This is a genomic window from Candidatus Anstonellales archaeon, from assembly GCA_038869735.1.
Classification (GTDB): domain Archaea; phylum Micrarchaeota; class Micrarchaeia; order Anstonellales; family CG1-02-47-40; genus JAWCQO01.
Genome location: JAWCQO010000003.1, coordinates 15122 through 36177, shown reverse-complemented (window position 1 = coordinate 36177; position 21056 = coordinate 15122). Strand labels below are relative to the sequence as shown.

Below are 21056 nucleotides of genomic sequence, written 5' to 3'. Positions count from 1 at the left end.
TTGGGTTTGATTGAAACTGTAGGTAACTTTCTGCCTGAACTCGGGATATTTTCCCAGAAAACAGAGGCAAGGATTAGCGCACTTCTTAAAAAGTCCGCAATTGGAATAAATGTTAGGAGATATCTTTTATTCTCTGTTCTGTTCTCAATTCTTGTTTTGATTTTTGTTTTTTTGATTGCGATTACAATTACAGGAGAGATTATTTTTGTAGTTGGAAGTGTTCTTGTTTTCTTTGGAATTGCGCTTTATGGATGTCTGCATTTTCCAGCGGTGCTTGCAAAAAAAAGGGCGGAGGTAATTGAATCTGAGCTTGCGTTTGTGCTAAGGGAGATTGCACTTTTTATTGATTTGGGGATGCCGTTTGAGAAGGCATTAGAAAAAATTTCAGAAGGGAAGTATGCGGTATCAGAGGAGTTTAGACGTGCCATGGGGGAGATAAGAGGGGGTTCATCTGCAATTTCTGCAATATCCAACATTGCAACTAGAGTAGACTCTCGCCATGTACTCAGGGCAGTAAATTTGCTTGTCTCCGCATATGAGTATGGGACGAAGGGTGAAAATTTACGTAGGCTTGCAGATGACCTTGTGGATATCCAGAAAACAAGGAATAGGGAGTATTCTTCAAGATTATCTTTCGTTGGACTTTTTTTTATAGCAGTATCTGCCTTGTTACCGGCTTTTTTTCAGGTAATGTTAGTTGTTTTTTCCTCCTTGCCTCAGTTTGATATTTCGCTTTATCAGTTATGGATTGGTTTTTTGATAGTATTTCCTTTGATTAACCTCTTGGTTCTTATTTTAGTATGGAAGATGATGCCCCCCGCCAAGACAGGAACTAAGAAGTTTGATATTAGAGGATACTTGAAAAGGATGAGAGTAGAGCCTCAGGTTGCATTTATGGCAGCTGCTGCGTCTATCGTTATAGGTGTTTTGCTGCTCATAAGTGGAATTTTTTGGGCTCCTCTTCTTTATCTGGGTTGTCTTTTAATTATTTTTCCAATCTGCGCTTATTGGATTTTTGAATATGTCGAAAGCAGGCGAAACCAGGAAATTGAAAACGCTATACCTGACGCGCTATTTCATGCGGCGTCTCTTCAGAATATTGCAAAAGAAGAAAAAATAATTGAGGCTATTGCCCAAGGAGGCTATGGAGAACTTTCAAAGGAATTTTCTGCAGCAAGCAATCAGATAAGGGCTGGGATGAGCGTATCTTCTGCTCTTTCAGACATGGCTGAAAGAAACAGCTCCAAGCTTCTTGAAAGAGTAAACTTTCTTATGTTACACGGGTACAAAAGCGGTGGTGAAGTTCGAAGAGCTTTGCGTGAGGGTGCAGAGAATGTCTTTTTGTTTCTCTCTCTGCTAAGAGAAAGAGCCAGTCTCCTGGCTGTTCAAAAATACACTATTATTATTGGGGGAGGAGTTTTAGTGCCCCTTATTCTTGGAAGTGTGTTGTCTATGGCAAACTCGCTTGATATTGGGAAAACGAACTTCTTGGGGAGAGAGAGTAGTTTGGGTGGGGCTGAAATAAAAAATGCTCTTCCTCTGGCAAATCGCATTTATTTAGTAATATGCTGTCTCTTCTCATCTCTTATGGTTGGACATATTGAAGGGGACAAATCCAAATTTTTTCCATATTTTTTGCTGATGGCTGCTTCCTCTCTTTTCTTGTTCTCTTTTGCCATGGACGCAAATCCACTTAAAGTAGGTTTTTAATTTTTACTCAGATAATTCATTGTATGATAGATGACGTAAAGATAGTTGAAACGAAAAAGTATTCTATAAAAAACTCTATTATAGTCGAAGGATTTCCGGGAATAGGTTTGGTTGGAACAGTTGCCGCATCGTATCTTGTTGAGAAGCTCAAGATGGAACAAGTAGGGTATGTAACAAGCCGCGCATTTCCACCTTTGGCGGCAGTGCACAATTATTTGCCAATGCACCCTGCAAGGGTCTATGCTTCGCCTAGTAAAAGAATTATTGTAATACTCTCGGAATTTGTAATTCCTATGATAAAAGTAAGAAACCTAGCAGAGGTAATCTTTGAGTACGCAAAAGAGAAGAAGGCAAGGGAGATTATTTCACTTGGTGGAATTACAATAAAAGGAGAACAGGATACTGTTTATGCAATTGCAAGCACACCTTCACTTGTAAAAAGATTATCGCAGATAAAAGGGGTGTCTGTTATAAAGGAAGGTGCGACTACAGGCGTTGCTGCCGTTCTCCTCTCAATCGGAGCTGGCCTTGGATATCCCGTAAGTTCTCTACTTGCAGAAGCTCACGCTGAATTTATGGATCCCAAGGGTGCTGCAATGGTTATCGAAGCATTAAATAAACTTGTCGGGATAAATGTAGATACCTCGGAATTGGAGAGAGAAGCTACCGAAATCCAAGACAAGATGAAGGAATTAATAGAAAAAGCAAAATCAGTTCATAATAAATATAAAGAAGCTGAGGGAAAGGATTACGGCATAGGAAGTATGTATGGTTAGACTAACGAATGGTTGAGTTATGAGAAGTTGATTTGAAAGCGCTAAAGACACCAATATAAAAATCTATAAACATCTTTTTACAAAAATTATTTCTGCAGGAGTACCAGAGCCTGGTCAAATGGGCGGGACTTAAGATTAATGCTGTAACAAAAACAGTTTAATTTGAAATCCCGTGGCTTAGGCCTTCGTGGGTTCAAATCCCTCCTCCTGCACTTTACCCACGTACTAAGCACTAACCAAATTTGGCGCGAACACAAATAATGCCCTTGCGCGGAAGGAGAAAAGCAGGAAGGGGTTTGAAGTGCACAACAGATGGATGATTTTGAGCAATTCTTCGACTGCCTCGAATTTGATGAACTGGTTTGCCTTGCTTCTCCCTCCTGCACGTCCAGACAATAAAATGGCCATTCTTTTTACTTTATAAGCTTTTCAGAAGAATTATTTGTTTATGGCATCAACGAGGAATAGAAAAAGGATTGGTGGTAAAGAAAAGAGACTTAAGAGAATAGATAGGAGAGGTAATTTTAGAATATTGGTCAAGGATACAAGTAGAATTGAGTCTGGCATTCCTGAGTTTGATAGAATTGTCGGTGGCGGAATCCCGGCTTCAAGCCTCACACTCTTGTCTGGGACTTGCGGAACTGGAAAATCGACCTTTGCCTTGCAGTTCCTTTGCTGGGGGGCGACAAAGGGTGAGCCTGGATTATATATCACGTTAGAAGATGAACCAATAGAAATTATAAACAAGGCAAAAAGAATTTGCAAGGCTGCCTCTCGACTCATCCAAGAAAACAAACTTGTTGTTGTCAAACCTGAAGTTTATAGATTCGATGTGCTAAAAGAGATAATAGAGGACCATACTGAGCGTTATGGGGTAAAACGGATTGTTATCGATCCTTTTAGTCTAATTACAGCTTACTTTGAAAATGTTTATGATATTCGAAAAGCCCTTTCAGATATAAGGCGACAGATAAAATCGCTTAAGATAACCTTGCTTGCAATTACGGATATAAAAGAAGGCGCCCATGGGTTTTCTTCAACAGGCTTTGAAGAGTTTGTAGCTGATGGAGTGATCGTCTTTAGCCTCACCGAAAAGAAGGAAAGCGGAACATTTGTAAGAACAATATTTGTAAGAAAGATGACTGAAAGCAAACACGAGATTAGACTTATCCCAATGGAGATAACAGAAAAGGGGATAGAGATTTATCCTGATGCAGAAGTTTTTTAAGTGAACTCGAAAAGTAGTCAGACCTTAATGTAATGATCAACGAGATTTTCAAGTTTTGAGAGAAGCGCAGTATTAGCTTCTTCTTCTACAGATATGAAGGCTCCTGATACCCCCCACCTTTTTGATTGATTTATTAGATAATGCATAAATTTAGTAACAGTATCGATGCCGTTATATATAACTAGAGTTGAGAGGCTGTCTACAAAAATAAGTGTTCTTTTGTTTCCGGGAGAGGAGGAGACCGCTTTTGAGAGTGCTATGCTTATATGTGTTAAATCTTTAGGGTTTTCTAACAATATGGCATTGCCTATTCGCTGAATTCCTATTGGCGAGCGTGAGATTGCGTCTATGTAAAAGATATTCTTTGTCTGGATACTTGCTTTTTTGAGTATTTTTTCTATTTCAACCGCAGACCTACTGACAGATACGTAAATGCAGAAAAACTTAAGCTTATTTATGAAGTGCTTCAAAATTTTATTGTTTATATTTATGTACCTGCTTGCAGGAACAATAAAAAGAGTAACTGAGTTCGGCTTGAGATAAGAGAGAGAGAAATGTTTTGACATCTACCTTCTATCCCCTATTTGTAGTTCTTTATATTTTTGTCAATCGAGTAGAGGATTGCCAAAAGGGAGATAGCGCCGATTCCTTCAAGAATGTATATTGCTGTCTGTATACTATCCAAGGATAGCACAAGTCCTTGAGAAAATGATGAAAAGACAGCTATAAATTCAAGGGAGGCTACAATGGCATAGGCTGCACCAAAGACAATAAAAAGCCAGAATTCCCTTAACCTGCCAAGCTCTGCTATTAGAAGGGAATAAAAGAAAATTGCCAAGAAGACTGCAAGTTTTACTCCAATTGCAAGTCCAATTAATGTTTCTTCCCCCATCTAGCGCACCTTCTTCCACTCACTAAAAATATGGCCCATATGGTAAAAATGATAGAGGGCAGTCATTAGCATTATGCCTGCAACAAGCTGGAGAGCTTGTGTTGAAAATCTCAGAGAATCTAAGTCTTTTTCTACTTGAAAAGAAAAAAGCACGAATATAAGCTCAAAAAAGTGCTTTGCAGCCAAAATGCCAACTGCAGATATAAAGAATGGCAATACCGAAGTGAATGGACCGCCGTGCATTTTTTTGCCTATGTGAAGAGAAATGAGAAGTGTCAAGAAGTATAGGATAAATAGGAGGACGTGCCAAATCATAAACACCTAACCTGCCGCTTGGATTGTAGGTTTGAGTTTCAATACAGTAATAATATTTATAAATTCATATTGTGATTAGTAGGCTGTGTGTTTATGCGTATTCTAAGAGCACAAGCAGGACTTGATTTTTTGATGACGTATGGATGGGCTCTCCTTTTGATAGTACTTGTCGTAGGGGCTCTTTTTGCTCTTGGCGTTTTTGATATGGAGAACTTTATAGGAAGTAAGGCCATAGGGTTTACTCAAGTGGGAGTATCGGCGTGGAGAATTGAAGAAGGAGGAGCTATGAGCATACAGCTTAGAAATGCCGTTGGGTCAGATATAGAAGTAGTAAAGATAAATGCAACGTTTAGAGGAAACTCAGTGGTGTATGCCACTCCAATGAATATCTCTGCTGGGAGAACATCAAGTACGATAAGTGTTGGAACGTTGCCAGGAGCGCCTGCAAAGGGAGGGGGTTACAGCTTGAAGGTTGAAATTACTTATCGAGACCTTGTAAGTGGATTTGTGTATGTGGATTCCGGAACTCTTACTGGGAGAGTAGGGTGAAGTGATAGGCAGTTGGTAGGCTAATGATAAACTAATTTCTACTACAAGTTTCACTCTACAAGTTGCTACATCGATTTTGATGTGGGGACGATGAAAAAATTAATGGTCTAATGATAAACTAATTTTACTACAAGAGGAAAATCTTTTTAACAAATGATTCCAACAAGAATCTGCTTAAAAAGAAAACGGCGATAGATATTGTGATTACTAGTGGAAAATAAGCAATGCCTTCCGATTCTTCTCCTTTTGAGATTATTCCTGAGGTAAGTGAACCAAAAAATGACGTTATTAAGATTGCGAGAAGAGAAAACGAGAATACTAGAGAGGGAGTTATTGGATTGTAAGAAGGGGTGAGTTGAAGATAAGAAACGCCCTCAAAAAATGCCTCAGTGAAAATCCTTTGTTTGCTTTCATAGATCAGTTCTATTAGAAAACTCGCAACCGAATATAGAAGAGGAGCACCCAGAGCAATTGCAGCAAAGATGAAAAGTTTATAGACTAAAATCGAAGATTGGACTTCTTTTCTGATTAGTGAGAAGCGGCGGATTTCGATGGCCGTTTGGTCCAAGAGGCTTGCAAGATTCCCCCCCGAATTAAACCCTTGAACTATAAGGCGCATTGACTTGGAAAGTGCCACGGAACGGCTTCTCCTTCCCAGCCCCAGAAGAACTTCTTGTAATGGCTTGCCAGCAAGAGATTCCTTTGCGGCATAGTCTATTTCACGTGAAAGGTAACCGAACTCCTTCTTTGCAGACAGCAGAAGAGCCCTGTCATATGTAATCCCTGACCGTATGTTGCTTGCCATAAAAGCAAGAAAGTCCGGCAGAGACTCTTCTAATTGAGCAGTTCTTTTATTTGCACTGACAAGTAGGAAAAAGTAAATTGATATCTCAAAGATAGCAAATATAAATAGAGACCCGAAAAATGACAGGGATGTTGAATAAGCAGATAGCACCGCAAAAATGACTAGACTTAGCACAATTCCATAGGCAAACATCCGGAGAATGAATTCTGAAGTAGTGTATTTGATGTCACAGACATAAAGGAGAGAGGTTATGTTGTCGTACAATTTTTCTAAGTAGCTCATAGCGCCACCACTGGCCGGCTGGTCTTTATAAGCCCCATGAAAAGTATCTGAAAGAGTACAAGTGCAAGAAGCATGGTCCCAAGTGTTATCTCGTTAAAAAAAGATGTCTCAACAAAGGAACTTGCTATTGAAAGGAAAATGATTGCCATAGTAGGAGCAATTATGCAAAAAATCATATACAGGAGAGCGAGAAGGTTTAGCTTTGAACCATAGTTGCGAATTAGGATTCTCTGCTCATCTGAGAGTGAATAAACGATCTCTTGAAGAACTCTGCTTATATTAGCTCCAGATTTGTTTGCGTTTGCAAGTTGCCATAACACACGTCTATAATAAGGGGATCTGTGTCTTGCTGCATTTTCTTCAAGGGCTTGAGTGAATTCTTTGCCTCCACGCACTTCCTGCACAATTAGATGGAATTGCCTTCCTACTTCCCCATAGCCTGTTTTCTTGTCTTCGTAACCTTCACTTAGAAAAGCTAATGCATCGTAAAGAGAAACACCTGCACTTGTTTGTATCAACAAGCCTCTCAGTGCAAAAAGCAAGTCAGATTCAAGTTCTAATCTTCTTTTGCTTGCAATCCAGCGCGGATAAAGCATAGTATATATGAACAAAGCTAATGGAAGAAGAAAAGAGAAAACACCTGCAATGGAAAGTTGTTTTAGTGTATATGAGTAGATACCAGTTGCATAAATGTAAGTGAGAAGTATTAAGAGGGTGGCTATAAGCCAAATAAGAAATGAAAGGAACGCACTGCTAACGTATTCTAATGCATCAAATGCAATCTCAGATTCTTCAAGCTCTGCTTTAAGGTGAGGAAATAGTTTTACAAAAAGAGACGAAAGGGGATAGAAATGTCTTATTATGTTTTTCGTTAATCTGCCTCGAGGGTTTAAAGGGAGAAAGGGAATAAAATCTATCATTATCGCTCATCACCTGCAGAGGCTATATTTGTTTTTTGCGAATCTTTGTAAGCAACGAGGACTGGGAGTCATAATAGTCGGATATTATATTTCCAACTCCCTCGACTGAGTTTATGTTCTTTTCGACCATGAACTGGAGGACTTCCTCCTTTTCTTTTAAGTCGCTTTTTATTTCTGTGTCCGATATGTTGGTATAGGTTTTTATTGCTTCGATAAAGCGGACGCTTGGTTCAACTGCAACAATAGCATCTTTATAGGGTCTCCACCTGTAGATTATTCTTTCCTTTATGCCTTCTCTCTCGCTTGGGAGAACCTCACCTATCTCAAAAATTCTTCGTATATTACTTTTTCTGTCACGGTACATTGGTATTATTAGATGGAGAGATTCAACCATAACCGGCGGTATCGAAAATGGCGGATTGAGAAGCCTCTTGACGGTTTCTGACACCGTCTCAGCGTGCATTGTCGCGCATACGGAGTGGCCAGTATGTATGGCTTCAAAGAGGACTTGCGCTTCCTCTTCTCTTCTGATCTCTCCGACAAGTATTCTATCAGGCCGCATTCTTAGAGAGTTTATTAGTAAGTCTAGCATGCTCACTTTACCCATTCCTTCACTTGTCGGCTCTCTCACGACGAGAGGTACCCACTGAAAGGTAGGGGGGAGGGTTAGTTCTCTTGTCTGCTCAATACTTGTAACTCTTTGATTTGGTGGGATAAACATTGAGAGAACATTGAGTAGGCTAGTTTTTCCTGAACCCGTTCCACCAGAAATGAGGATATTTGTTTCGTATTGAACTGCAAGCCAAAGAATTGCAGCTACTTCCAAAGAGAGTGTTTTAGTAGTTAGATAGTCTGTGATGGTCCATGGTTTTCTTGCAAATTTTCTTATTGTGATTGTATTTCCAAAATAAGATATTGGAAAAAGAGTTGCATTTACTCTGTCCCCTGTTGGAAGATAAGCATCCAGAAAAGGTGAAAGAACGTTTATTTGTCTGCCGGCGCCTCGTGCAATGGCGCTTGCATAGTTCCAGATTTGGTTTTCTGAAGCAATGGATATGTTGGTTTTTAGCCACCCATGTTTTCTGTGATAAACCCAGATTGGTTGAGAAGCTCCGTTGACACAGATTTCTTCTATATTATCATCTTTTATAAAGAACTCTATGTCTCCTAAGCCAAGCATATCTTGTATGATTTTTCGTGAAATAGCGTCAGCCTCTTCTTCTGAGATGTGCGGTAGAGCATCAAGAATCATGCTACGAGCAAGCGAAAGAAATTTTCCTCTGACTTCATCAAGGATTCGTATGTTAAGTGCTTCTTGCGTAGTTATTTTGACTTTCTTAAGAATTTCTGCTTTTATATCCTCAACAAATGCCTCTGTTCCTTCTTTCCACTTTGGTACTTCCAAAAAATAGGACTTTATGCACTCTCCTTCTCTTTTCTTGATTGCTACATTGGCCTTGAGGCTTCCGTCACATAGGTTATAGGAATCAAGTTCTGTTTCCTTAATTCTTCCAGAGTTATCCATGATATTCTGGCTTTCGTATCTTCTGCTTTTCATTTCGTTTCATGCTCCAGCCTTTCAGCTATTGCCCCTCTAAAGAAAGAATATCTAAACTTGATGAGATGATGTTTGTGAAGAGAAGAGCAGATTCGCTCTATATTTCTCTGGCTGGTATTTAGTTCCCGCGCAAGCTCATTGCAGGATACAGAGCCCTTAGTTCTTATCATCTCCAAGATTTTATCTATTTGAGTCTCAGAATATGACCATTCTTTTTTAGAATTAGTGGCTTCAGATTCCAAAACTGCAAGTTCTTTCAAAAATAGCTGAAGAATATCCTCCCCTCTTATTATGCCGACTAACTTGTTTTTGTCTAAAATTGGGACACAATATGGGTTTGCAGCTATTTTCCAGATCACCTGAATAAGCTCATTATCTGGTTTTAATGTAAGGGTTGCCTTTTTTGCAAGATTTGAAGCTGTTATTCTTCTTATCTCATCTATGGATTTTGGTTTGTCTCTCTTCCAGAAAAAAAGAAACTTTTGGGGGGATAAGTATCTTAAAAGACTTGACTCGCTTACTACGCCAATAAAAATGCCATCATCGACTACCGGAGCTGAAGTTATCCCTTCCTTTGCAAAGGTCTTTAGTACGTGTTCCAAGCTATCATCTGCACGCAAAAGCACAAATTCCTTTCTCATGATATCTTTAATCTTCACTCAATATCACGCCCCTACTCTTATATCCCCATTTATTTATGCTTGTGTTGATGACAACACTTTTTAGCTCAGCTACAACGGCACTATTCAATCCCGCATTAATCTTTATATATGTGTCTGGAATCCACGTGATATTTAGAGTAGAGGAGGGATTAACGTTAATGTTTATTATAGGAATCCCCTGCGAATTGAGAAGGTCGGCTCTTGAAGGTAAAGTCCTACTAACATATTTTTGTGAATAGGTGGTTCCGTTTGTTCCCTGTATTGCTATTCTAACGCGGAGTGCGGAAGGGTCATTTTCCTCAAGCTCTGATAGGTAACTCCAGTTAATAGATGGCGTTGGTGATTGCAAAAGTAATGAGATTTCATAAAATGAGATGTTAGGTATGTCCTGTTGTTGGTTGGTCGGAGCAACAAGGAATCTGGAAGAGGAGTAGTTAAGGGTTATGTTCAAAGGAGTTAATATTACCACTACGGAGTGGTTGTCTGTAATTATGTTTGAATTTAGTTCTGGTTGTAGCCGCAGGAATTTTTCAGTGGCGCCTAGTGTCTCAAAGTAGGTAGGGAGGCGCGAAGAGTTGATTGCTATTGACAAATTAGTTTGTTTTTGTGAAACATCGATTGCATTTCTTTTTGTCGTTTCTCTGACTGCCTGATCAATTGAGTCAAAGTTTACGCCTGCTGTCTCAAACTCTGATAGTAAAGTGGATGAGGAATAAAGCGAAGAAGAGTAAAGCGAGAGATAATAAGAAAGATATAGGAGGATACTAAGAAGAAGAATTACGGATGCTGTTGCGGCTACTCCTTTTTTTTCTGCCATATAGATAACCTTGCGATGCCGTAGTATTTTACCCCTTTTTCAGGATTTGGAACCAAAAAAAGTCGACTAGACGAAACAATTATTGGAGAATCGATTGGTGGCTGACTTCCAACAGATAGCGAGCCTGCCTCTAAAAAACTTCCTGAATAATTGTAATACTTTATCTCAAGATGCCATGAAAGCCCTCTAAGAAGGTTGGTAAGAGAGGCGTTGAGAGACGATGCATTGAGAGTTGCCAACTCGCCGTTTTTTCCAAGGACTGCGAGTGCATCATTTGATTTCTTCTCCAATAGAAGCAGAGAATTTGGTGGTTGTATGCCTCGGAGCAGGTATATCATAGTTGGTAAGAGTAAGAATACTAAAAATAGCGCAAGAACGGCATCAAGCGTAAATATAAATCCTTTACCCATGTATCAGCATCCCTACTCTTACCATTTTTCCATCAAGAAGCGCGAACCTCACAACAGAGATAGAGAGCTCGCTTGATGTGGAATTTCCAACTTCGTGTATCCTATTTCCCTCGATATCGTCTATATAAAAATAAAACTCATCAACTATGCCAAGGAGTTTCTTTGATGTGTTGTATGATATATTCTTGAATGCTAATATCTTATCTACTGAAAGTACGTGGGGTGAGGAAGCAAGCCCGATTGCCTGTACATTTGACTGATTCCAATTATGGGGATAGCCTGAAGACTTTAAGAGAATATCTGAAGCAACAATTGCTGACTGCTCCATTCCATTTCTTCTTACAAGATTGCTTGTGATTTTGATACCTTCTGTCCAATGATACAAAAATAAGAGGATTATAAAAATAAGCGCGATTAGGGAAACAACAGCATCTATGGATATGAGCTGCCCTGTGACATAGTGGTTTTTATTGCTCAATTACCATCACTCCGCCTGAATTTCTTAAAAACAAATTTCTTTCAATCTGAAAAAAAGATGAATTAGTGATACTTGAAAGCATAGGAAAGCTTAAGGGACAGGAAACCTTGTCTACCACTATACGCTGCTGCTCGATTGATATCCAGACACTGTGGTTCTGGGCCCGGGGGTAAGTTGAGAGATTTAGAAGATATGAAGAACCCTCTCCAAGAGGATAAAGCGCATTAAACGCGCCGGATATTGCAAGACACATCTCGTTTGATTTGACTGAAGTTACTATTTTTGATGCTTCTTCAGTATAGAGTGAGTGAAGAGAAACTACAAATGCAAACGCTGACAGGACAAAAAAGAACATTATAAGAAACTCAATTCCCGCATGAGCCTTCTTTTTTTTCATATCTCTACCTCATCGTGAGTTTGCGATAGAATAGTTGATTATTCTACTGACAAACGTTTCACCGTCCGCTGTAAGAATGTCAGGACGGCTAACACCAAAGCTTATTACGCGCTCGTGCTCTGCAGTAACTGTTCTTGTTGGATATCCTTCAATTGAAAGTATATTTGTTCCTCTATATCTTGTGTTGTAATAGATTGCGGCATTGGAGGTAGTTGTTGCGTATTCATTGTTGATTGCATATCCTGAGGTTACAGGATGGGAAGTTATCACTATCAAAGCGTCTCTGGATATGGAGGATGAAGTACTTGTTGTGAGATTTAGATTCATTCCCCCATAGATAAAGGCTTTCCCCAGTAAGATTATGAAATGGCCGGAATTCTTGTAGCTTCTCAGAAGATTGTAGAAATTATCGTCAGAAGAGGGAGCTCCAACTAAAATAGCAACTTTGTAGGTTGAAAGATTCAAATTGTTTGAGGTGACGTCAGTATATGTAAAAACATCAAAGCTCCAGTTTAGTCTGTTTGATGAGGAGTAGTATTGCAACCATGCAATCCAGCGGTTTTCATCGGCATCTTGGCCTGGGATTGATGAAGCAGAAAGCAGGAGTAGTTTGTTTCTTGATTCTTCGCTTTGTGTTACAATAAAGCCCAAGATGGTTGAGGGACCCGTATTGGAGAGGGAATCAGTACACTTTATGCGTATTGTGTGGCTCCCTGCGCTTAGATTTCCTAAGTTGTAGGTAACGGATTCGACGACTTCATCGTATGCCCCATCTATAGCAGTCATATTTTGCCATGTTCCATTATAATCCAATCCAATTTCGCAGGAGGATATGCGTGAACCTCCGCTTAGTAGCTCGTCAGCTATGGCATCAACTGTTATCTGGCTGCTTTCGTTTGGATTAGTAGGCGTGATGTTAAGATAAGAAATCGAGGGACCTATGTTGTCAGAAATGCTTGCATTAACAAAAAAGGAATGGGTGGCTGTTTGTCCAGCATTTGAGAGTGAGTCCAGGCACTTGACTCTTACCACATGCTGTCCAGAAGATAGCAGTCCTATCTCATAAAATACTTCTTCTCTTATTTCATCATAAAAACCGTCTTTGGCAGACATTGCGTTCCAGATTTCTGCATAATCAATATCTGCCAGGCATGAAGATACTGTGTTGTTGCCTGTTGAGGTTTCATCTCCCATTGCGCTAACTACAATTCTATCCGCTGAATTGGGATTTGGCGGAGATATGTTTAGTGTTGTGACAGCTGGACCTTGTGTGTCCTCTATCTGAGTTGAAGTAACTGAGAGGGTTATTAGTGTGCTGCATTCACTCCCACCACTTGCATTTGCGATTAGCATGCCTGAATAAGCACCTACCCGCTGATTTTGAGTGGAAAACAGCAACTCAACACTTGAATTTTTGCCGGGCTCTAGCGTACTTTCTGGTTGGCGACTTATAGTTAGAGAGCCCCCCAAGTTGCTGCTCAACGATGCAAGTATTTGGCTTAGATTTGTTTCTCCTTTGTTTGTTAGATAGACCAAAGCTGTTGAGTTTTCTCCTTGGATAAGAGTCTTGACTATTGAGTCAGGATAGCAGGAAAGGTAAGAGTCTCCGATTAGTATCTTTCCGCTATCTGTATGAAACAGATTTATGTTGTAAGCTCCTGGATTGGTTGGGAGTGAGCCTATAAGCTGTGCCTGCGTGTTGGAGAATACATCTGAGATTCCACTTGAAAGGGCTATTTGCATATGGATTGTATTTCCGGATATGGAAAATTTGGTTGTTCCTTCCGGAATGTATATGTTTATGCTTTCTCGTGAGCCGGGACCAAGAGAATGTATGTAATCGACTTCTCGAGACAACTTCTCAACTGTAGTTTTAGCGAGTGTTGAGCGAATGTTATCTGTAGAATAATTTATTCCAAAATAGAAAAGAGAAGCTATAAGAGATATTCCAAGGGCAGTAATTATCAAGTATTCAAGAGATGCCTGGCCTTTTTGTTTCACGGATTAGTGTAAGGAAAGCATATTTAAAATTGCTTGTGGAACTTTGCAATCTGCAGTTGCTCAGTTAGTTAGCCGCTATTGCTGAACTATTATTTTTCCTCTTGAAGTTGGCTGTAAGTGATTGTGATAACCCCATTCGCCTATCTTGTTAAAGACAAAGGTAAAGTTTTCTCCTGGTAATAGCCCTCTACACGCATCAAATGCACTTGATATGCATCCTCCTCCTTCTGGATATACCTCATGGGTAGGATGGTTTGCACTTGCAGGCCAGTTTGGCCTTGTTCCATAATTTATAAAGATTACAGTATCTCCTTTCTTAATTGTGAGAGTAGAAGGAGTGTATCCCCCATCTTCCATCCTTACAATATGAGTTTCAGGTGCTTGTGGCTCAGAATTTTGTTGCTGGAGGGTCTCACCAGCGGTCTTATCAGAAGAAGCTGAACCTGTGTTTTCTTTCTCGAGGTTGTTTGTTTGTTGAGATGCTGGCTGGCTTCTCTCTGATACTTGCGTGCAGCCAAGAAGAAGCATGGAGAGAAGAGAAAGGAAGACCAGTGATAGAGCAATTGTGATTTTCATGTTAAAAGTTTCAACCTCCCCTCCTATTTATTGGAGCATTTCTCGAGTCTTTTGCTTACATCGTCCCAGTTTATTATAGACCAGAAATTGTCAACATATTTTGCTCTGTCATTTAGATATTGAAGATAGTATGCATGCTCCCACACGTCCAGAACCAAAATTGGCTTTTGGCGCGGAAGGGATAGAAGATTGTGCTTTTCAATCTGAATAACAAATAAGCGCTCGGAGGTAGGCTCAAGTATTAGTGCAGCCCAGCCGCTTCCCTCAACTGATTTTGCAGCTGAAGAGAATTCTTTTTTGAAAGCTTCAAATGAGCCAAAATTTTCGTCTATCCTGTCTCCTACTTCCCCCCCAGGAGTTTCGCCTCCGCTTTTTGAAGGTGGAGCCATATTTTGCCAAAAAACTTTATGAAGAAGATGACCGGAGAGATTGAATGAAAGGTCCCTGAGGGTTGCTTTAATGTCAATCTCAGCTTTTCCCTTGCGTGAATTTTCAAGCTTATCAACAGCAGCGTTTGCGCCGTTTACGTACGCTAGATGGTGCTTCTTATGGTGGAGTTCCATTATTTGCTTTGAGATATATGGTTCAAGAGCATCATACGAATATGGCAAATCTGGTAGTTCAAATTTCTTCATATTGTCGCCACCTCCTTAATCGTTTCTCTTCCACAATAAAGATTTAAAATGAGGATTAAAAGAGTAGTTACTAAATTTTGAGTAGTTTTTATTTTTTTGCAAATACAAGGTAGGCTGTGTGAGTTAGGCCCATGTTCTGAGGCCTGAAACCTGAATCATGCGCGAGATATTCTCTAACTATGGATTCGAGGGTGAAGACTTCTGAAAAGCCCGCAAGCCTGCATTGGAATGCGAACTTCTGAACCTGTTCAGCATGGGGGAGATAGCCTACAAGAAAGCCACCAACTTTGAGAGCTTTGTAGGCTATTCCGACTATCCTATCAGAATTGGCCATGTCAAGAGTGATTAAATCAAGGTTTCTTTCCTTTATGCCATCAAATATATTTCTCTTCACTATTTTTACATTCTTTAATCCCGATCGTGAGACGTTTTCTTGTGCGAGTAAGAAAAAATCTTCGCGCCACTCATAGGAGACAACTGATTTACAAACGTTTCCAAGGGCTATTGCAAGAAAGCCACTTCCAGAACCTGCATCGAGACATCTGCTGTTTTTGCCTGCACCACTAAACCCCAGAATTAGGCCTATGTCTTTTGGTAGGAGGACCTGTGGGCCTCTCTTTAATCGCAAAAGAATTGGTGGAAAGTGCGGGTTGTATTTGTTCTTTCTCACTTAAAACACAGCCAGCCATAATCGTTTTAGAGAATTTATATGATGGATGGAGAAGGGCGCGCTTTTTTATTTTTTATTTTAATTTTTAGGTTTTTTATTTTCCTCCTTCTCTTTTCATTCTTGCCTTGTAGTCTTCCAATTTGGTTTTAAGATTTTTGTTCGCGACTGCAAGTACCTCTACTGCAAGAATAGCTGCATTCTTCCAGTTGTCTATGCCGACAGTGGCTACCGGCACTCCTGAAGGCATTTGCATAGTAGAGAGGAGAGCATCCAAACCTTCAAGCTTTACATTAAGCGGAACGCCTATAACTGGCTTTATAGTTTTAGCTGCTATTGCTCCAGGCAGGGCTGCTGAAAGACCAGCTATGGCTATAAATAAATCGGCGTCACTTGACTGCACTATGGCCTCCAGCTTTTCAGGATTACGATGAGCACTTGCAACTTCAATTTCGTATTCAACTCCAAACTCGCTTAGAACGTCTGCGCATTTTTTTGCAATCTCCTCATCGGATTTGCTTCCCAAAATTATATGCACTCGCGCCATTTAATCACCAAAATCCCAGTGTTTTCCAGTTAGTTTTGTATAAATTTCAATGTACTTTTTTGAAGTATTCTCTATTATGTGTTGTGGGAGAGAGGGTGGAGGAGGCTGCTTGTTCCATCCAATTTTTTCTAAATAGTCTCGCACGTACTGCTTGTCGTAAGATTCTTGATTTTCTCCCTCTTTGTATCGCTCCTTTGGCCAGTATCTTGAGGAATCAGGGGTGAGTACTTCATCTATAAGGATTATGTCGTCTTCATACTTTCCAAATTCAAATTTCGTATCTGCCAGTATAATTCCTTTTTCCTCTGCAAATTCAGCTGCTCTTTTGTATATTTTTATGGCCATGCTCTCTGCCTTGGCGTATGTCTCTTCTCCAATTAGGGCTTTTAGCTCTTCTGCTGTGATGTTTTGGTCGTGTCCTTTTTCTGCCTTTGTAGATGGAGTTAGTATAGGGTGTGGTAGTTTGCTTGAATTTTTTAATCCGGAGGGTAGCTCTATTCCGGAAATCTTTCCGGTTGCAAGATAGTCTTTAAGGCCGCTTCCTGCAAGATATCCGCGAACTATAAATTCGGCAGGGAGAGGTTTGGCTCTTTTTACTATCATACTTCTATCCTTGAGGTACTTTGGAAGAACAGAAGGTATCTCTGTTGAGATAAGATGGTTTTTGACTAAGTCTTTTAACTTATCAAACCAAAAGAGGGAGAGTTGGGTTAGGATTATTCCCTTAAACGGAATTCCTTCGTTGAATACTACATCAAAAGCTGAAAGGCGATCGGTAGCAACCATTAGGAGATTTTGACCGTAATCATAAGTGTCTCTTACTTTGCCTTTTCTGAATAGTTTTAGTGGAAGACTTGTACTTGTGATTACTAGCAGAACCATCCCCCCTTTTTGAAGTTGAGCTCTTGTAGTTAATCTTGTAGTTAATATTAAGCTATTTTAGTTAGTAACGTGTAGTTAATAAAGTTTTAGTATGATGCAGTGCCTCCTTCTCCTCGTTGGCATAACGGCTGGCTTGTCTTCTTTCCTGCATTTTTGCCTTTTTAGCTTTAAGGTTTTTTGTATATTAGATGCTTCCAAAGAAGATTCCAAGCATTCCGACAATTAGAGCAAGCAATGACAGCTTTCTTGAGAATGAGAGAACCTCTTTTTCCTGTGAGAAGATAAGCCGGATAGAGGAGTAAAGAATGATAAAATCAGCCACTATTATCAGCATTAGCGGAAGGTATGGTATGGGAAGGGGAGGGTTTGGTTTGAGACCAAAAGCAAAGGGTATGGAGGTAGATAGGATAAATAGGATATAAATGACTAGTGAAAGAAAAACTGAAAACTTAACTCCTATTAATGCAGGTAAGGTCTGTGCCTTGCGAGCTTTTATGTCGCCCTCTAAATCTTCTGCTGATTTTATTATTTCGCGAGCAAGACCAGACATGAACGCCAGAAGCGAAATGGAAAGGACTAAGGGATGCGGATAAGGTGAAACTGACAGATTGCCAAACAAGAATGGAATAGCCATAGAACTTGCGATGTATAGATTGCCGACAAGTGGAAGAGTCTTGAGGTGGTAATTGTATGCGATTGAGAGAAGGGCAAAGACTGTTGCTATTAGAAAGCACACTTTATTTATGAAAGTTGCTAAAATGATGCTTAACGCATAACCACCAATAGCTATCAACACGGATGTCGTTTTTTTTATCTCTCCGCTGACAAGTGGTCTGTCAACCCTTCTGTTTATTCTGTCTGCCTCAATATCCAGAAGGTCGTTGAGTGAGAATGAAGCTATTTCGTTTAGTAGTGGAACAAAAAGAGAAAAAAGAATTGGGATTGAGAGAAAGTTTAGGTCTTTTTTAACTATTATCTCTGCGGTTGCAACCGCAAGCATTAGGACTAGACCATGCTCAATCCTCGTCAAGCGTATAAAGTTTCTAATAAAGCCTGCGTTCATCTTTAAAAATCACCAAGGGTGGATTGGATTGCTCTTTCTTCATTGCTTTTAAAAAATTCAATCTTTCCAAAAACTCCATCGTATCCCGGTGTGATATGAATTTTTCCCTGCTGCATGTTAATTATTGCTTTTGAGATTCTCTGGTCGGTTGCAATGCTTAGTTCTTCTTCCTTTGCATGTAAAGCAGCAAATTCGCTTCCAAAGTAGCGTACAATGCGGTTATATTCCTCCATAACTGCGCTTGTGAATTCTCCTTTTTTTAACGCCTTTGCAATAAGTTCTTGAAGAGGTACTAATGACTCAAAGGGGATGGCATTTTTTGGTATGAATCCTTCATCCCTATCAGCGAGTTCTTCTACACGATGTAAAACGCCTATGGTAATAGGACTTTTGCAAACAGGGCAGATGTTTCCGTATCGTTTGCTTTGTTTTGGTGAAAGAGAAACGCCGCAACTTCTATGCCCATCGTAGTGATATTTTCCCTCTTGGGGAAAGAACTCGTAGGTACAGATGAATTTTTGCTTGTCCTTTGACTTTATTGCACCAATAAGGCTGTCGTATGTAAGCTCTGATAGTTCAAAGACGTTGGCTTCTCTTCCGAGTTTTGAGGGAGAATGAGCGTCTGAGTTTGATATAAGGGAATAGTCATCAAGAGTGGAAAGGCGCCAATTCATCTTCGGGTCAGATGACAAGCCTGTTTCAAGAGCAAATATGTGCTTTTTCATATCTTCATAACACTCGGCTATTGAATCAAAGCCAGAATTTGAGCCAAATAGTGAAAACCATGGAGTCCAAATGTGGGCTGGCACAACCACATTTTTTGGAGATATTGACATTATTATCTCAACAAGCTCTGCTGCGCTCATACCGAGGGTCGGCCTTCCATCTGATGAAAGATCAGCCTTTTTTTCAAGCTCCGAGTTTATCTGACGGGCTATTTCAAGTGAAGGACAAAGCACTATCTGGTGAATTTTTTTAATCTTGTTATCGACGGAAAAAATGTTTGAAACCTCTACGCTTAATATAAAGTATACACCATTGTAAGTATAGATGCCGTCGTTTGCCGGTATTAATTTCTCAAGCTCGCTTATCCATTTTGGGTGAGTAAAGTCCCCCGTGCCAAGAACGTTTATACCCTTTAGTTTTGCCCACCGTGAAAGACCATCAAGATTCATGTCTTGGCTTGTTGCGCGTGAATAGCGAGAATGAAGATGAAGATCAGCTATGACTCTCATTATGTGAAAGATGAACAAGACGAAAAATAAAAAGGTTGAGCATGAAGCTATGATGGTTCTGCAGACAAACAGGACGACTAGCTCTTCCCTTTTCTCATTTTTTCTATCTTGTCCAAAAGTGTGTTGAACTCATCTTTAGTTACCTTCCCGTCATCTGCGAGACATTCCGAGCGAAGCGATTCAAAAAAGAACTCTTTTTCGTCTGCTGAAAGGTCTGATTTTCCAATCTCAACTGCCAACTTCATCAGTTCCGTGGGTCCCTCAATAGCTTTCTTATCTCCGCCTATGCTGGCAATAGAATCAAAAATTTTGCGAAGGTCGGATATGGTAGTGGGCATGATTTTATTTTGAAGTCAAAGTTAAATAATTAATCTTTTTCTTCATTAGAGTTACATGAATCTTTTTGAAAGGATAAAGAAGGAAGGAGGAATTTTTATAGATGAAGGAGTACTTGCACCTGACTATGTTCCTACAGACATATTCCACCGAGAAAAAGAAATAAGAGAGATTGGGTTTTGTCTTCGCGGAATTGCCGAAGGAAAAAAAGGTGAAAACGCAATTGTGACCGGTCCTCCTGGAACCGGAAAGACCACCTGTGCAAAGCACGTATTGGCTCATCTTAGAGAGTATACTAAACGAGTAGTCCCAGTATACATAAACTGCTGGGAGTTTTCCTCAAGCTACGCTGTCTTGGGAGAAATCGCAAACAAGATGGGAGAGATTCTTCCTCGGCGTGGGATTGCACCTGATGAAATCAAAGATAGAATCCTGCAATGTGCAAGGAGAGAACGGGTAGGGGTTGCTTTGGTGCTGGATGAAGTAGATAGGCTTATTGTAGCTGGAGAAGGAGGTATTCTCTATGAGCTTGCACGTTTCGGCGAGGACCATGGAGTCAATTTCTCGCTTGTGCTTATTGCAAACAGCAGGTCCATATTCGCTAACCTCGACGAGAGAATAAGAAGCTCTCTTTCGTCAAGAAGCATTGAGTTTTCACCATATTCTCCTCAACAGCTGAAGGAAATATTAGGCTATCGCGCCAAAAGAGCGTTTTTTCCAGGAGTACTTTCAGACGAAGTAATCCCAATGTGCGCTGGAATAGGTGCAAAGAATGGAGGGGATGCGCGGATTGCTCTTTCTGTGTTGCTTGGAGCAGGAAAGGAGGCTGAAATGGAGGGGAATAGAAAGGTAGAGCCTCGGCATGTAACAAAGGCAAAAGAAAAGATTTTGATGGGGATATCAAAAAGAAAGATTTTCAGCCTTAACAAAGAATTGCAAAGGGTTTTTGAGGCCGTTGAGAATGCAGGTGGACAGATTGAAACAAAGGAGCTTTATAAACGCCTGGATGCTGTTGACGAAAATGAAAAAAGAGTTGTCAGAAAAAGACTTGCAAAATTAGAAAAACTTGGATTTTTAGAAAGCCTGATGGTAAGGTCTGGTTCAGAGAAAAAAAGGATTATTAAGATGAGGGCTTCTTCAACGTAGATTAAAACCTAAAAGGCGTGAGTTGGTTGGAAGTTTAGGGGATTGTTGAAAAGAAGGCAGAGTCCGTCCTAAAGATGAGAAGAGGTATATTAAATGAAATTGTGATGAGCTTTTTTGGTAGAAAAGGATAAATAAGGTGCGCAAGTATAAAAAGCAATTATAAAAAGTT

At 40.0% G+C, this 21056-nt stretch carries 26 protein-coding genes and 1 tRNA gene; 6 read left to right on the top strand and 21 right to left on the bottom strand.

The genetic code is table 11. From position 1 onward, the window contains the following. The 3 genes from QXF67_01740 to QXF67_01730 all read left to right on the top strand — a co-directional run bounded on the left by QXF67_01740 (position 1) and on the right by QXF67_01730 (position 2698). Entirely contained in the window at positions 1-1710 is a 1710-nt protein-coding gene (locus QXF67_01740; GenBank protein MEM3060240.1) for a type II secretion system F family protein, read from the top strand. A gap of 23 nt (positions 1711-1733) precedes the next feature. Then, entirely contained in the window at positions 1734-2486 is a 753-nt protein-coding gene (locus QXF67_01735; protein ID MEM3060239.1) for a PAC2 family protein, read from the top strand. A 94-nt stretch (positions 2487-2580) separates the two neighbouring features. Beyond that, a tRNA-Leu gene (locus QXF67_01730) sits at positions 2581-2698 on the top strand. 13 nt (positions 2699-2711) lie between these two features. Here the strand turns inward: QXF67_01730 and QXF67_01725 are convergent. Beyond that, complete coding sequence (locus tag QXF67_01725) at positions 2712-2894, bottom strand: hypothetical protein (GenBank protein MEM3060238.1); 183 nt, start codon at positions 2892-2894, stop codon at positions 2712-2714. A gap of 40 nt (positions 2895-2934) precedes the next feature. Between QXF67_01725 and QXF67_01720 the strand changes: the two genes are divergently transcribed. Beyond that, positions 2935-3714, top strand: a complete 780-nt coding sequence (locus QXF67_01720; GenBank protein ID MEM3060237.1) for an ATPase domain-containing protein — start codon at positions 2935-2937, stop codon at positions 3712-3714. Positions 3715-3731: 17 nt separating this feature from the next. On the opposite strand, the gene QXF67_01715 is transcribed toward QXF67_01720, so the two are convergent. From QXF67_01715 to QXF67_01705, 3 genes are read right to left on the bottom strand one after another with little or no spacing between them, the layout of a single operon-like run. Then, positions 3732-4280, bottom strand: coding sequence for a hypothetical protein (locus QXF67_01715; protein MEM3060236.1), 549 nt, complete (start codon positions 4278-4280; stop codon positions 3732-3734). A 14-nt stretch (positions 4281-4294) separates the two neighbouring features. Next, the gene (locus tag QXF67_01710; protein MEM3060235.1) at positions 4295-4606 is read right to left on the bottom strand and encodes a hypothetical protein; all 312 of its coding nucleotides are present in this window, start codon (positions 4604-4606) and stop codon (positions 4295-4297) included. Then, positions 4607-4921 carry a hypothetical protein gene (locus tag QXF67_01705; protein MEM3060234.1) on the bottom strand — a complete coding sequence of 105 codons (315 nt, stop codon included), beginning with the start codon at positions 4919-4921 and terminating at the stop codon, positions 4607-4609. A 93-nt stretch (positions 4922-5014) separates the two neighbouring features. Here QXF67_01705 and QXF67_01700 point away from each other — a divergent pair, with 93 nt between their 5' ends. Next, positions 5015-5470: a hypothetical protein gene (locus tag QXF67_01700; GenBank protein MEM3060233.1), complete on the top strand. Its 456-nt coding sequence runs from the start codon at positions 5015-5017 to the stop codon at positions 5468-5470. A gap of 127 nt (positions 5471-5597) precedes the next feature. On the opposite strand, the gene QXF67_01695 is transcribed toward QXF67_01700, so the two are convergent. The 17 genes from QXF67_01695 to QXF67_01615 all read right to left on the bottom strand — a co-directional run bounded on the left by QXF67_01695 (position 5598) and on the right by QXF67_01615 (position 19743). Next, positions 5598-6557, bottom strand: coding sequence for a type II secretion system F family protein (locus QXF67_01695; protein MEM3060232.1), 960 nt, complete (start codon positions 6555-6557; stop codon positions 5598-5600). Beyond that, a complete protein-coding gene (locus tag QXF67_01690) occupies positions 6554-7477 on the bottom strand; it encodes a type II secretion system F family protein (protein ID MEM3060231.1) in 924 nt (307 codons plus the stop codon). The genes QXF67_01695 and QXF67_01690 overlap by 4 nt, the downstream gene beginning before the upstream one ends. Positions 7478-7499: 22 nt before the next feature. Continuing rightward, entirely contained in the window at positions 7500-9035 is a 1536-nt protein-coding gene (locus tag QXF67_01685; protein ID MEM3060230.1) for an ATPase, T2SS/T4P/T4SS family, read from the bottom strand. Next, a complete protein-coding gene (locus QXF67_01680) occupies positions 9032-9694 on the bottom strand; it encodes a CBS domain-containing protein (GenBank protein ID MEM3060229.1) in 663 nt (220 codons plus the stop codon). Before QXF67_01680 ends, QXF67_01685 begins: the two co-directional genes overlap by 4 nt. Then, positions 9684-10514: a hypothetical protein gene (locus QXF67_01675; protein ID MEM3060228.1), complete on the bottom strand. Its 831-nt coding sequence runs from the start codon at positions 10512-10514 to the stop codon at positions 9684-9686. The genes QXF67_01680 and QXF67_01675 overlap by 11 nt, the downstream gene beginning before the upstream one ends. Beyond that, positions 10493-10924 carry a hypothetical protein gene (locus tag QXF67_01670; protein MEM3060227.1) on the bottom strand — a complete coding sequence of 144 codons (432 nt, stop codon included), beginning with the start codon at positions 10922-10924 and terminating at the stop codon, positions 10493-10495. The genes QXF67_01675 and QXF67_01670 overlap by 22 nt, the downstream gene beginning before the upstream one ends. Continuing rightward, positions 10917-11402, bottom strand: coding sequence for a hypothetical protein (locus QXF67_01665; GenBank protein MEM3060226.1), 486 nt, complete (start codon positions 11400-11402; stop codon positions 10917-10919). Before QXF67_01665 ends, QXF67_01670 begins: the two co-directional genes overlap by 8 nt. After that, positions 11392-11799, bottom strand: a complete 408-nt coding sequence (locus tag QXF67_01660; protein ID MEM3060225.1) for a hypothetical protein — start codon at positions 11797-11799, stop codon at positions 11392-11394. Before QXF67_01660 ends, QXF67_01665 begins: the two co-directional genes overlap by 11 nt. Before the next feature lie 9 nt (positions 11800-11808). Next, the gene (locus QXF67_01655; protein MEM3060224.1) at positions 11809-13800 is read right to left on the bottom strand and encodes a hypothetical protein; all 1992 of its coding nucleotides are present in this window, start codon (positions 13798-13800) and stop codon (positions 11809-11811) included. A gap of 75 nt (positions 13801-13875) precedes the next feature. Then, positions 13876-14376 (bottom strand): cupredoxin domain-containing protein, encoded by a 501-nt coding sequence (locus tag QXF67_01650; GenBank protein MEM3060223.1) that lies wholly within the window; start codon positions 14374-14376, stop codon positions 13876-13878. Positions 14377-14399: 23 nt separating this feature from the next. After that, positions 14400-15011 carry a superoxide dismutase gene (locus tag QXF67_01645; protein ID MEM3060222.1) on the bottom strand — a complete coding sequence of 204 codons (612 nt, stop codon included), beginning with the start codon at positions 15009-15011 and terminating at the stop codon, positions 14400-14402. 88 nt (positions 15012-15099) lie between these two features. Beyond that, the gene (locus QXF67_01640) at positions 15100-15681 is read right to left on the bottom strand and encodes a methyltransferase domain-containing protein (GenBank protein ID MEM3060221.1); all 582 of its coding nucleotides are present in this window, start codon (positions 15679-15681) and stop codon (positions 15100-15102) included. A 94-nt stretch (positions 15682-15775) separates the two neighbouring features. Next, the gene (gene purE, locus QXF67_01635) at positions 15776-16225 is read right to left on the bottom strand and encodes a 5-(carboxyamino)imidazole ribonucleotide mutase (GenBank protein ID MEM3060220.1); all 450 of its coding nucleotides are present in this window, start codon (positions 16223-16225) and stop codon (positions 15776-15778) included. Continuing rightward, positions 16226-17107 carry a phosphoribosylaminoimidazolesuccinocarboxamide synthase gene (locus tag QXF67_01630; protein ID MEM3060219.1) on the bottom strand — a complete coding sequence of 294 codons (882 nt, stop codon included), beginning with the start codon at positions 17105-17107 and terminating at the stop codon, positions 16226-16228. A 184-nt stretch (positions 17108-17291) separates the two neighbouring features. Then, positions 17292-18170: a UbiA family prenyltransferase gene (locus tag QXF67_01625; protein MEM3060218.1), complete on the bottom strand. Its 879-nt coding sequence runs from the start codon at positions 18168-18170 to the stop codon at positions 17292-17294. 2 nt (positions 18171-18172) lie between these two features. Next, positions 18173-19405 carry an endonuclease Q family protein gene (locus QXF67_01620; GenBank protein ID MEM3060217.1) on the bottom strand — a complete coding sequence of 411 codons (1233 nt, stop codon included), beginning with the start codon at positions 19403-19405 and terminating at the stop codon, positions 18173-18175. Between the two features lie 77 nt (positions 19406-19482). Further along, positions 19483-19743, bottom strand: a complete 261-nt coding sequence (locus QXF67_01615; GenBank protein ID MEM3060216.1) for a hypothetical protein — start codon at positions 19741-19743, stop codon at positions 19483-19485. Positions 19744-19798: 55 nt separating this feature from the next. On the opposite strand from QXF67_01615, the gene QXF67_01610 reads away from it, so the two are divergent. Beyond that, on the top strand, positions 19799-20887 hold the full coding sequence (locus QXF67_01610; protein MEM3060215.1) for an AAA family ATPase: 1089 nt from the start codon (positions 19799-19801) through the stop codon (positions 20885-20887). Positions 20888-21056 lie beyond the last annotated feature (169 nt).